The sequence below is a fragment of the Psychrobacillus soli genome (assembly GCF_006861775.1).
Taxonomy (GTDB): Bacteria; Bacillota; Bacilli; order Bacillales_A; family Planococcaceae; genus Psychrobacillus; species Psychrobacillus soli.
The window spans coordinates 43,367-55,997 of sequence record NZ_VDGG01000015.1 but is presented as its reverse complement, the minus strand read 5'-3'; the positions used below and the strand labels follow the sequence as shown (position 1 = coordinate 55,997).

10 protein-coding genes are annotated in these 12,631 nt (G+C 34.9%); 8 read left to right on the top strand and 2 right to left on the bottom strand.

Annotated features, from left to right (window positions below; translation table 11 throughout):
• Positions 1–97: 97 nt before the first annotated feature.
• A complete protein-coding gene (ltaS, locus tag FG383_RS09025; protein ID WP_142607057.1) occupies positions 98–2,065 on the top strand; it encodes a lipoteichoic acid synthase in 1,968 nt (655 codons plus the stop codon).
• Between the two features lie 75 nt (positions 2,066–2,140).
• Here the strand turns inward: ltaS and FG383_RS09020 are convergent, their stop codons facing one another.
• Positions 2,141–2,581: a YtoQ family protein gene (locus tag FG383_RS09020; RefSeq protein ID WP_142607055.1), complete on the bottom strand. Its 441-nt coding sequence runs from the start codon at positions 2,579–2,581 to the stop codon at positions 2,141–2,143.
• A 338-nt stretch (positions 2,582–2,919) separates the two neighbouring features.
• Between FG383_RS09020 and FG383_RS09015 the strand changes: the two genes are divergently transcribed.
• The 6 genes from FG383_RS09015 (at position 2,920) to FG383_RS08990 (ending at position 9,324) form a co-directional block, all read left to right on the top strand.
• Positions 2,920–3,891 carry a tRNA dihydrouridine synthase gene (locus tag FG383_RS09015; RefSeq protein ID WP_142607053.1) on the top strand — a complete coding sequence of 324 codons (972 nt, stop codon included), beginning with the start codon at positions 2,920–2,922 and terminating at the stop codon, positions 3,889–3,891.
• 30 nt (positions 3,892–3,921) lie between these two features.
• Positions 3,922–4,488 carry a DUF4256 domain-containing protein gene (locus FG383_RS09010; protein WP_142607051.1) on the top strand — a complete coding sequence of 189 codons (567 nt, stop codon included), beginning with the start codon at positions 3,922–3,924 and terminating at the stop codon, positions 4,486–4,488.
• A 159-nt stretch (positions 4,489–4,647) separates the two neighbouring features.
• On the top strand, positions 4,648–5,301 hold the full coding sequence (locus FG383_RS09005; RefSeq protein WP_142607049.1) for a M48 family metallopeptidase: 654 nt from the start codon (positions 4,648–4,650) through the stop codon (positions 5,299–5,301).
• A gap of 196 nt (positions 5,302–5,497) precedes the next feature.
• Positions 5,498–6,415 (top strand): LysR family transcriptional regulator, encoded by a 918-nt coding sequence (locus FG383_RS09000; RefSeq protein ID WP_142607047.1) that lies wholly within the window; start codon positions 5,498–5,500, stop codon positions 6,413–6,415.
• 105 nt (positions 6,416–6,520) lie between these two features.
• Positions 6,521–7,885, top strand: a complete 1,365-nt coding sequence (locus FG383_RS08995) for an MFS transporter (protein WP_142607045.1) — start codon at positions 6,521–6,523, stop codon at positions 7,883–7,885.
• A 248-nt stretch (positions 7,886–8,133) separates the two neighbouring features.
• A complete protein-coding gene (locus FG383_RS08990) occupies positions 8,134–9,324 on the top strand; it encodes a DHH family phosphoesterase (RefSeq protein WP_142607043.1) in 1,191 nt (396 codons plus the stop codon).
• Positions 9,325–9,437: 113 nt separating this feature from the next.
• Here FG383_RS08990 and FG383_RS08985 read toward each other — a convergent pair whose 3' ends face one another.
• A complete protein-coding gene (locus tag FG383_RS08985; RefSeq protein ID WP_142607040.1) occupies positions 9,438–11,000 on the bottom strand; it encodes an alkaline phosphatase family protein in 1,563 nt (520 codons plus the stop codon).
• A gap of 294 nt (positions 11,001–11,294) precedes the next feature.
• Here FG383_RS08985 and FG383_RS08980 point away from each other — a divergent pair, with 294 nt between their 5' ends.
• Entirely contained in the window at positions 11,295–12,572 is a 1,278-nt protein-coding gene (locus FG383_RS08980) for a glycosyltransferase family 2 protein (RefSeq protein WP_246096940.1), read from the top strand.
• Positions 12,573–12,631 lie beyond the last annotated feature (59 nt).

The window sequence follows — 12,631 nt, the reverse complement described above, 5'->3', positions numbered from 1 at the left end:
GGCTATATAAGCTTTTAAAAAATATGAAAAACTATATTTTACCAAATTAATGTTTTAATGTAAATATTAATTTTTAGAATAATAGGAAGGTGAAAAAATGGATAGTTTAAATATTAAAAAGGGTGCCTTTTTAAATAAGTTTTTTGGCTTTTATTTAGTTGCCGTTTTCATGCTATGGATTAAAACATATATCACACAAGTAACACAATTTAACTTAGGGGTAGAAGGATTCCTACAACAATTCCTTTTACTTTTAAATCCTCTCGGTTCAGCTATGTTGTTTCTTGGATTTTCATTCATTTTCAAAGGGCCGAGGAAATATACATCACTTGTTGTAATTTACTCACTCATGTCCATGCTTTTATATGCAAATGCAGTTTATTATAGATTTTTCAGTGACTTTATTACATTGCCAACGATTTCTCAAACACAAAACTTTGGAGACTTAGGCGGCAGTATTATCTCTTTATTAAAACCCTACGATATATTGTTCTTTGTTGATGTATTTTTGTTGATTTACTTATGTTTATCTAAAAAAATACAAAAAGATAATAGTAGAGTTAGATACAAAAAAGCAATTCCAGTGATTGCTTTTGCTTTAGGGATATCTGCTTTAAATTTAGGACTAGCTAATGCTGATCGTCCGCAGCTATTAACTCGTGGTTTTGATAGAAACTATATTGTTAAGTATTTAGGTATGTATAACTATACGATATATGACGCTACAGAAACTATTAAGGCGTCTTCAAAAAGGGCTTTAGCTGATAGCGATGATATAACAGAAGTTATTAACTTTACAAAATCTAACTATGCGGAACCTAATAAAGAATTTTTTGGCGTAGCGAAAGATATGAACGTCATCTATATTCATTTGGAGTCATTCCAAAGCTTTTTGATGGACTATAAATTAAACGGTGAAGAAGTAACACCATTCTTAAATTCATTAACTAAAGATGAAAATACATTATACTTTGATAACTTCTTCCATCAGACAGCTCAAGGTAAAACTTCAGATGCTGAATTTATGCTTGAAAACTCTTTATTTGGTTTACCACAAGGATCTGCCTATATTACAAAAGGTCAGAATACGTATCAAGCAGCTCCTGCAATATTAAAAGAGAATGGATATGCATCTGCTGTATTTCATGGGAACAGCGGAAGTTTCTGGAATCGGAATGAGATCTATAAATCATTCGGGTATGACCATTTCTTTGATGCTAATTATTACGACACTAGTTCTGCAGAAGATATGGCTGAATATGGTCTATTGGATAAGCCATTCTTTGAACAATCATTAGATCTTGTAAAGACTTTACCTCAACCTTTCTATTCGAAATTTATAACGGTTGCGAACCATTATCCTTATAAAATGAATCAAGACTTATCAACAATTAGCAAAGCTGATACTGGAGATGCAAGTGTAGATAATTATTTCCAAACTGCTCGTTATGCGGATGAAGCGATTGAACAGTTTATGGATGAATTAAAAAAATCTGGCTTATATGATAACAGTATGCTTGTTTTTTATGGAGACCATTACGGTATTTCAGAAAATCATAATAAAGCCATGGAACAAATCATAGGAAAAGAAATCACCCCTTACGAAAGTACTAATTTGCAACGTGTGCCATTAATTATTCACGTTCCAGGAATGCAAGGGGGGATTAATCATACTTACGGAGGGCAAATAGACCTTCTTCCAACCTTATTACATTTACTTGGGATTGATTCTCAAAGTTACATTCAATTTGGTACCGACATATTATCAAAAGAGCATAATGAAATAGTTGCCTTTAGAAATGATGATTATGTCAGCCCTACTTTCTATTCAATTGATGGGAAATTTTACGATGCTACAAATGGTTTACCAATAAATGATGCAAATCAATTAGAAAAAGCGAATGAGTACAAAAAAGAAGTAGATAATAAATTACGAATTTCTGATAAAGTCGTGAATGGTGACTTATTGAGATTCTATACACCGACAGGATTTACTATAGTCGATCCTTCACAGTATAATTACAATAAGGATTTGACGGAAAGAACTGATAATAAAGAAAAGTAAATTCATTAAAAAAGGAGTAAGCGAACAAAAGTATTTTTTGTTTGCTTACTCCTTATTAATTTTCATTTTTTTATTTCAATCAAAAATATAACTGATAACCTCCATTGCTTGATCAACGGTTTCTACAGTTACATTTGCTTTGTTTGAAAGCTCTTTTAATGGGTGAATTAATGATTCAGGTCTAATGATAATCGTAGGCTTGTTCATGGCAATGGCCATGCTAGCGTCCATTGCTGTATTCCATTGTTTATATTTTTCTCCGAATAAGGCTATGACGATATCTGCTTTCTGCATTAACACTTGAGTTCTAAAATTATTAATATCTGACGCTGCATCATCTTTATATAGATTAGATGGCTGTTTTCCCAAAATTTCTTCGCCGATATTGTCTGAACGATCATGATTTGTTTGCGGGGCTACAAAACGAAGCGGAAGATTTTTTGACTTTGCTTTTTGTGCAACTTCATCTCTCCAATCATCATGAATCTGACCCGCTAAATAAACAATAAGTTCCATTCTGATTCCTCCAATACTATTTGTCCTGAATTATATACTACCTAATTTAATGAAGTTTTCAAAGTAATTACCAATAAACCATATGTGATAACAGCTTGTGAAGCGGTCAAGTAGTTGGACCTGTTATGATAAAAAAAGTTTCTATCATCTGCATTTTGGTTTAGAAAAATACCATTCAGGACAGATATAGGTTAAAATAAACATTGTCGATTTTCGTAGGTAGTTTTGCACAAATGAAATATCCAAATATACTTGTGTTTGATAATAAGTTATGTGGCTTTATATTTTTAAGCCGGGAGTTTAAAGTAATACCCATAGTGAGAGGATTTGAGTTTAAAATGATAGATAATTTTTGGCGTGATTTACCACGACCATTTTTTGTACTTGCGCCAATGGAAGATGTGACGGATGTTGTTTTTCGTCATGTAGTGAGTAAAGCAGGTAAACCTGATGTGTTTTTTACAGAGTTTACAAACTCGGATAGCTATTGTCATCCAGAGGGGATGAAAAGTGTGCGCGGCCGTTTGATTTTTACAGAAGATGAACAGCCGATGGTGGCACATATTTGGGGGGATAATCCCGAATATTTCCGCCAAATGAGTATTGGCATGGCAGAGCTAGGATTTAAAGGCATCGATATTAATATGGGCTGCCCAGTACCGAATGTAGCAACGAGAGGGAAAGGTAGCGGTCTTATCTTACGTCCGGAAGTAGCGGCAGAGCTTATTCAAGCAGCTAAAGCGGGAGGACTACCTGTCAGTGTGAAAACACGACTTGGTTTTAGCGAAGTTGACGAGTGGAAAGAGTGGCTAACACATATTTTCAAACAGGATATTGCGAATCTTTCTATTCATTTACGTACAAGAAAAGAAATGAGCCAAGTAGATGCGCATTGGGAACTGATCCCTGACATTAAAAAATTACGGGATGAAATAGCCCCAAATACGTTGCTAACAATCAATGGAGATATTCCTGACCGTCAAACTGGGCTAGAGCTTGTTGAGAAATATGGTGTTGATGGAGTTATGATTGGGCGAGGTATTTTTAAAAATCCTTTTGCTTTTGAAAAAGAGCAAAAAGAGCATAGCACTACGGAATACCTTGATCTTCTAAGATTCCAACTGGATCTTCAAGATCAGTATTCAGCAGAATTACCACGTTCCATCACGGCACTACATCGCTTTTTCAAAATTTATGTCAAAGGATTCCGTGGAGCTGGCGAATTAAGAAATCAATTGATGAACACGAAATCCACAGATGAAGTGCGTACATTGCTTGATAACTTTGAAAAAGAACAATCTAGTATATAAACGAGTAAAAACAATAAGGGTGAAACTAATATGACAAAGCAAAATTTGGAGTTGCCACTAGAACAACGGGAAGAACTACTCAGCGTATTAAAAGAACGTTTTGAGAAAAATATGAACCGTCATGACGGGATTGAATGGAGTAAAGTTCAAGCGAAGCTGGAAAAGAACATCGAAAAACTTTGGTCGCTCAATGAAATGGAAAAAACAGAAGGGGAACCGGATGTTGTTGGTTATGACAAAGAGAATAACGAATATATTTTCCATGACTGTTCCGCAGAAAGTCCTAAAGGTCGCAGAAGCGTCTGTTACGACCAGGAAGCATTGGAGTCAAGAAAAAAACATAAACCCGAAAATAGCGCCATTGATATGGCAACTGCGATGGGCATTGAACTTTTAACGGAAAAACAATATCGGGATTTGCAGAAACTTGGAAAATTCGATTTGAAAACGTCGAGCTGGGTGCAAACACCTGATAATATTAGAAAATTGGGTGGAGCCTTGTTTTGTGATTGTCGCTACGATACAGTCTTTGTGTACCACAATGGAGCAGACTCCTACTATGCTGCAAGGGGATTCCGTGGCTCGTTAAGGGTTTAGATTATATGCCGAGCTATCACCAGTGGAAGGTTATTTTATACTTCAACTTATATAAATTTAGAGTTAAGGTGTCAGATTCTAAAACAATTCAACATTGTATTAGGATCTGATGCCTTTTACTACATACGGCTTTAATCAAGCGAGAAACGGAGGCTAGTTATGAAAATTGAAATTGAAAATACTATGATAGAATTTAATGTTCAGTATGGAAATAGGAAGAAGCTATCAATTCATATAGATTCGGTGGGTTTCATAACTGTTAAAGTCCCAAAGGACACTAGTAAAGAAATTATTGTTAGTGCAATAGAAAGTAAAGGGAAATGGATACTAGAGAAAATCCATGAAATTGGTGTGGCTCGAGAAATTCCTAAGGCGAGAGAGTATCACGCTCAAGGGAAGTTTTTATACCTTGGAAAAGAGTGTTTTCTTCATGAATTAATAGATAGTAATGAGTTAAATGAAGAGGCACTAAAAAGAAATCTAAAGAAGTTCTATATCAATAGATGTAAGGCGATTGTAGGAGAACGGATAAAAATATATCAAAAACAACTGAAAGTAAAGCCTAAGATCATTGAAATAGTAGAATCTAAAACCAAGTGGGGTAGTTGTAGTTCGGATAAAAAGCTAACATTTAATTATCGTTTAGCTATGGCCCCGGTGGAAGTTATTGATTATGTGATAATCCATGAATTATGTCATTTAATACACATGAATCATGATCGTTCATTTTGGAGACGTGTTGGAAGTATTATGCCAGACTATAAAGAAAAAGAAGCATTTTTAGAAAGACACGGACATTCCATGTTACTTTAAAAATTCGGTAATATTTCGAGGGAAATAAACAATGGAAGATAAAATATTAACACCAGTGTTTGTGAGTTGAATTGGATTCCACTCTGCACTTATACATAACTGATTAATCATTTCTTTAGGGACGGAGAAATGATGACACATATCTTCTTTACGAAAACTACAAATTACATAATATAATAGAAAGAGGTACAAAATAATGACATTACAACAGTTAAAATATGTAATTGAAGTTGCAAGAAGTCGTTCCATCAGTAAAGCTGCGCAAAATTTATTTATTAGCCAACCAAGCCTTTCCAATGCACTAAAAGAGTTAGAAAATGAAATAGGAATTATAATTTTTTTGAGAACGAATAAAGGAATTATTATGACAGCTGAAGGGGCAGAGTTTTTAGGGTATGCACGACAAGTAGTGGAACAAGCTGCTCTTCTAGAAAATCGATATTCCAATACGCAATCATTACAACAACATTTCTCTGTATCGGCTCAGCACTATGCGTTTGCGGTAAGTGCATTTGTACGCCTGCTAAAAGAATATAATCGGGATGAGTACGAGTTCACGTTAAGAGAAACAAAGACCTATGAAATTATTGAAGATGTGAAAAATCTCCGTAGTGAAATTGGTATTTTATATGTAAATGATTTCAATAAAAAAGTGATTTATAAATTTCTTAGAGAAGGTAATCTCCTTTTTCACGAACTATTTGAAGCAAAGCCCCATGTATTTATTAGTTCACGAAATCCACTCGCAAAGCAAGACTTTGTGACATTATTTGATTTATATCCCTATCCATATCTTTCCTTTGAACAAGGGGACTATAATTCTTTTTACTTTTCGGAGGAAATTTTAAGTACCATTTCTAGACCTAAAAATATTACCGTCAGTGATCGGGCTACACTCTTTAATTTATTAATTGGCTTAAATGGCTATACGATTTCAACGGGTGTGATTAGTCATGAACTAAATAGTAAAGATATCGTTGCTGTTCCTTTACATGTAGAGGAACGGATTACCGTTGGGTATATTACACATAAAAATGTCAAAAATAGCCCTTTAGCAAACATTTATATTGAGTATTTAAAAGAAACAATTGCTGAAGAACAAACTCGACTATAGTTTAAAACTATGGCTAGTGATACATTTTATGTGTTATATGCTAGCTATTCTATCGTGCTACAATCTCCTTACATTACAGACTAAATTCGCATCGGAGAGGTTAGCATGAATACAGTAAATCCTATTGAAATAGTTAATCAGAGTAAATTAAAAGGCTTTCATTACATACTTATTCTTTGTTTATTTTTTATCATGATGTTCGACGGTTATGATGTTGTCATTTATGGCGCGACGATTCCTTTGTTAAAAGAAGACTGGGGCATCACGGATATAGTAGCAGGGTCGATCGGTAGTTATACGACAATTGGTACGGCAATTGGTGCTGTTTTATTTGGGCTGTATGCAGATCGTTTCGGAAAAAAACGCATTATTATTTTTACAACTTTCTTATTTAGTTTCTTTACATTATTATCTGGATTTGCACCGACACCTATATTCTTTGTTATTTGTCGTATTATTGCAGGGTTAGGTTTTGGTGGTGTTATGCCAAATATCGCTGCTTTAATCTCAGAATACGCTCCGACCAAATACCGTGTTGCCATTATTTCATTCATTTTTTGCGGTTATTCTGTTGGTGCAATGACTGCATCATTTAGCGGACAAGTATTTCTCGAAAAATTTGGTTGGCAACCAGTTTACTGGATTGGTGGATTACCACTTCTTTTGTTACCATTTGCTGCACGTATCCTCCCAGAATCGATTAGTACTTTAATGAAACAAAAGGATACAAAAAGTCTTGTCACTGTCCTTCGAAAAATAGAGCCAACGCTTTCGCAAGTTGTCCAATTTACATATGTTCAACAGGAAAAGTTACAAAAATCATCGGTTCGTGATCTTTTTAAAAACAAACTTGCTTTAAGCACGACGATGTTCTGGCTCTCTTGCTTCTGTACTTTCATATTGATGTATTCTTTAAATACATGGCTTCCGACATTAATGATGAGTGCAGGATATGATCTAAAATCAAGTCTTTTATTTGTTGCGGTGCTACAAATAGGGGCAATTATTGGAACACTGGTATTCGGAAACCTTATTCAATTACTTGGTTTCAAACGTGTTCTAATCCCACTTTATATAGTAGGGGCTGTATCATTGGTGCTGATCGGCTACTCGAAAAATATTTATATTGCTTACGGGCTAATTGCGCTTATTGGGGCTGCTTCAGTTGGTTTACAAAATATGTCTAATGCATATGTAGCGGAGTATTATTCGGTCGATGTTCGAGCAGCAGCACTCGGTAGTACAATGGCATTTGGACGTCTCGGTTCCATAGTAGCTCCAACTTATATGGGAATTCTATTAACTTTTAATCTTCAACCACAGTTTAACTTTTTTGCAATTAGTATTGCTGCGATTTTTGGTGCAATAGCAATGAGCTTTATTCGGGAAGACCGTGCAGACTATGCAGTAGAAAAACAAGTAACTTCTAAAAAAGTCACTATTTTAAAATCTTCTACGAATAGATTATAAACTTTCAACTACATCCAGCAAATGTTTTTTTACGACCAGCTTGCACCGAAGTGTATTTGATAAAGTACTTAATGGACTTTTTTAAAAAGGAACATATGACACCTGAATAATAGATGGTTTAATGGAATCGGTGTGAGATTTATTCATGCTGATTCCTTTTTATCATTTTGCGACATGCATTTCCTCCATACGTTTTCTTCCTTATAAAATACGCGTTTCATAACCATACTACGATGGAGGTGAAGTGGATGTATAAATTATTGTCCCATAATGATTTGGATGGTGTCGGATGTGGCATTTTAGCAAAACTTGCTTTTGGAAAGCAAGTGAAGGTGCGATATAATTCGGTAGCGTCGCTTAATCGAGAAATTGAATTCTTTTTAGAAAATGATCATCCCGAAACGTTTTTGTTTATTACTGATTTATCACCAAATAAAGAAAATGAAAAAAGGCTGCAAGATTTTTATGTTACAAAAGAGAAAGTCCAACTAATTGATCATCACAAAACAGCTACACATTTGAATGATTATAAGTGGGGCTATGTTTTAGTAGAGGATGATGAAGGCAAATTAACTTCAGCTACCTCCTTATTTTATCAATATCTTGTTGCGCATAAAGTTTTGGAAGCAAAGGATGCTATTACTGAATTTGTAGAGTTAGTGCGGCAGTATGATACATGGGAGTGGGAGAAGAATGAAAACCATCAAGCTCATTCGCTAAATTCACTCTTCTATTTAGTGTCTATTGAAGATTTTGAAGAAAAAATGATCGACCGACTTCTTACAAGTGAACATTTTGATTTTGATGAATTCGAAAAGAAAATGCTGAACATGGAAGAAGACAAGATTGATCGTTATATACGTCGGAAAAAAAGGGAAATCGTACAGTCAGAAACTGGAGAGTATATGGCTGGTATCGTTTATGCAGAATCGTACCATTCCGAACTAGGAAATGAACTAGGGAAAGAATATCCCCATCTTGATTTCATTGCTATATTAAATATGGGGGGAAAACGAATATCATTGCGTACAATTCATGATCATATCGATGTTTCTGAAATTGCAGGATTTTTCGGTGGTGGCGGCCATCAGAAAGCGTCTGGTTGTTCTTTAACAGAGGAAGCATATAAGCAGTTTGTGTTGGATACATTTCATTTGGAGCCAATACAAGAAGATGCGAAAAGAAATCGTTATAATTTGAAACATTCTTTATTCGGTTCGATGTACAAAAATAGAAAGGAAGATGTTTTTCTTCTTTATCAATCGAATGACCGGAACTGGATGATTGAAAAAAATAAAACGGTAATGGAACAAGCCTTTACAAGTTTTGAAGAAGGCGAGCAATTTCTAAAACGATATGATGAAGCATGGCTGGTAAAGGATGATCATTTTGTTGAGTATTTAATGAATGAGGTAAAAAAAGCTAGCTACCAGGATTAGATTTTATATATTACGAGAAAAGGAACTATGCCATGAATCTGACATAATTCCTTTTTGCTTTCTTTCTCCTTGCTTGTATTTTCAATTGGCTATTTAGTCCTTTTAGTAACCATTCATTTCGTTAAATTAAGAATCCATTCTTTGAAGTCCACGAGTCTATTGTATTCGGGTTTTGCATGAGTCCCAGCTATTATAAGCGGGACAACGGAATCGATTTTGTGTAAAGAACCATGTGCTCCTCCTCCAGCATGATCATGACTATGTTTTTCAATAAATTCATATTGTGGCTTTGCATCTACAATAATGAATCGACCTTCATGTGAATGTAGGGCACCATAAAGTCTTGCCAGAGCATCTGGATAATCGCCGTATTCGATACGTCCCCCGCTATCAATCGATAAATTTAAAATCGACTGATCACCATTCAACTCCCACGATTGGTCATACAAATCCTTAAACGAACCTTTTGGAGAAAAGGTAAACTCCAGATTAGATTGTGGAGAGATAACATAGTTTGTTTCCCCCTCTTTCCAAGCAATAATGCCAATGCGCTGATCCTTTTTTAATATCTTTACTACCTCTGAAAGCTCCATGTTTTCATCATTTAAGTTAATGTATGCCATTCGCTCGTTAATAGCGATTGCAATTTCGCCATTCGTATTTTCACGTTCCCAAAAGGAATAGTCCTTCAACAAATCATTTAAATCGATTAGAGAAGTGTCTTTATCCTTTAGAACCGTAGATTGAGCGCTATCTCCATGTACAATCCATATTGTTTGTTCAATCGCTTCTTCCCAAGTCGAATAAGAATTTAATAGTTCTTGAAGATGCTTATCTGCTTTTTCAATTGCTTTCATCTCATCTGGCCCATTTTTATGTAAATCTTTATCTGCATCTGGTAAATAGGCGAGCGTAAATGCGGGCAGTTTATTTTGTTCAATCAATAATTTTAACTCGTTAACGGTAAATTGATTATTCACACCCATTCTTTTCCAGGCTAACTTGTGATAATCATTTTCGGAATTATATTGAGATAATGTTCCTAATGAAAGTAATGTTGGTCCGCTGATATCTATATCATTCGGTAGAAGTCTCATTGCTGAAATTAGTTTTGGCACATTTAATTGGTGTTTGAAACTTCCACGATAGACAAGCCCGTTAATAGAGGCAGATTGAATGTTACTATTTGAGAGTTTTTCGTGAATGGTCTGAACATTTTTGCTCAAATGTTCTTCGTTTAAATGAACAATACTATCAAGCGCTACATTTCTCACTCCAAGACTCCATATTTCGCTCAGACCACTTCCATAGCTAATAATACGATTTTCATCTTCCTTAAACCAAATGAGGCCTGGGATCTTATGCTGATCTGCATAAGTGCCAGTCAACACAGTACTGTCAATCGTCACGGACATTGTAGGATAGGAGCTAATTACTTCAGGGTGGAATTGTCCGTTGTTTATTAAAAATGAAAAAGCAGGGGCTTTTCCTTCTTGGATGACTTTTTGGAGGGGCTGACTCATAAGCGAGTCGATTGTGATGAGTATGACTGGTTTTTTCGTTTTATTGATAACCGAGTCGTTAATATCTTTCGTAGGCGACATTGAAAAGGTCAATAGAAAACTAGCCATGAGAAAAATGAAAACTATAACCGTTATGAGTATATTACGTTTCATGCTTTCACCCTTTTAAATAATAATCGTTAGTATGGTTTAAATGAAATAGATGGATACATCCTATCAACTTATAGATTTTACAGTGCCTTGAATCTTAGAATTTATTTTCTAATACTTAGTTCCAAAAATTTACATGGACTTAACATTATTTTAATCCAAGATGTAAATTGATGTAATATACTTATTTTTTAAAGGGGAGTCAAATATGCTTGATACCTTTTGAAGGCGTATAAATTTAGGGAAAGAAGCCGAAGAATGTTAAAAGTAAAATGATAACCGCATGGGGGGATCGGCTTGGGCACGCAAGTATTAGTTTATATAAATAATTTTAATTTTTTCATGCTCCTATTATTTGCATTGATGTATTCCTATCAGATTGTCTACATGTTTGTTGCATTTAAGACCAAAAAAAGTAAAAAACCTTTGATGGAGAATGTTCATTCCTCCAAATATGCAATAATCATTGCAGCTCGAAATGAAGAACTCGTCATAGGGCAATTGATCAAAAGTATAAAAAATCAGAAGTATCCCAAGGAATTGATTGATGTATTTGTAGTAGCAGACAACTGTACTGATGATACTGCTAAGATTGCAGAGCAAGCCGGGGCTATTGTCCGGGAACGCTTTGATAAGTCTATTATTGGAAAGGGATATGCCCTCGATTATATGATTAAAATCATTGAAAGGGAATATTCATCTAGAAAGTATGAAGGATATTTTGTGTTTGATGCCGACAATCTCCTTGATGAAAATTATATAGAGGAGATGAACAAAACGTTCAATCAAGGCTATAGGGTAATTACTAGTTATAGAAACTCCAAGAATTATGACCAAAATTGGATTTCAGCAGGTTATGCGCTCTGGTTCCTACATGAAGCTGAGTATCTCAACCTACCAAGGATGGTCCTTAACACTAGTTGTGCAATTTCTGGAACAGGATTTTTGGTGCATGTTGATTTGATTAAAGCTAGTGGAGGTTGGATCCATCATCTCCTGACAGAAGACATCGAGTTTTCCGTTTCTCAGATTATTAAAGGTGAAAAGATCGGATATTGTAGAAACGCCATGTTCTATGATGAGCAACCAGTCACCTTTGAACAGTCTTGGCATCAAAGATTACGTTGGGCAAAAGGGTTTTACCAGGTCTTTGCTAAATACGGAAGTAGTTTGCTTAGAAATACTTTCAGGGGGCAACATAATCGGTTTTCATGTTTCGATATGACGATGACGATTATGCCGGCTATGCTCATCTCCAGTATTAGTATGATGGTGAATGGATCATTCTACCTAGTTGGTTTTTTTGATGGAAAAGAAATTATCCATGCAACTACAAAGGTACTTTTAAATTCCTTTGGTTGGTATTATGGAATACTGTTTACAGTTGGATTTATTACAACTTTGACGGAATGGAAAAAAATACATTGTTCTGGTTGGAAAAAGATTGCTTACACAATTACTTTTCCCTTCTTTATGTTTACTTATATTCCTATTTCTATCGTTGCTCTTTTTAAGAAAGTTGAGTGGAAACCAATTGCTCACACAGTGGTGAAATCGCTTGATGATGTTCGGTAATGGCAAAATGGAGTATATGTATTTTTGCTCAGGATGATAAATAGTACGGTGTTTTCAAA

Coding starts and splice junctions, on each gene's coding strand:
- ltaS (WP_142607057.1), top strand. CDS start 98: ATGGATAGTTTAAATATTAAAAAGGGTGCCTTTTTAAATAAGTTTTTT.
- FG383_RS09020 (WP_142607055.1), bottom strand. CDS start 2,581: ATGGAACTTATTGTTTATTTAGCGGGTCAGATTCATGATGATTGGAGA.
- FG383_RS09015 (WP_142607053.1), top strand. CDS start 2,920: ATGATAGATAATTTTTGGCGTGATTTACCACGACCATTTTTTGTACTT.
- FG383_RS09010 (WP_142607051.1), top strand. CDS start 3,922: ATGACAAAGCAAAATTTGGAGTTGCCACTAGAACAACGGGAAGAACTA.
- FG383_RS09005 (WP_142607049.1), top strand. CDS start 4,648: ATGAAAATTGAAATTGAAAATACTATGATAGAATTTAATGTTCAGTAT.
- FG383_RS09000 (WP_142607047.1), top strand. CDS start 5,498: ATGACATTACAACAGTTAAAATATGTAATTGAAGTTGCAAGAAGTCGT.
- FG383_RS08995 (WP_142607045.1), top strand. CDS start 6,521: ATGAATACAGTAAATCCTATTGAAATAGTTAATCAGAGTAAATTAAAA.
- FG383_RS08990 (WP_142607043.1), top strand. CDS start 8,134: ATGTATAAATTATTGTCCCATAATGATTTGGATGGTGTCGGATGTGGC.
- FG383_RS08985 (WP_142607040.1), bottom strand. CDS start 11,000: ATGAAACGTAATATACTCATAACGGTTATAGTTTTCATTTTTCTCATG.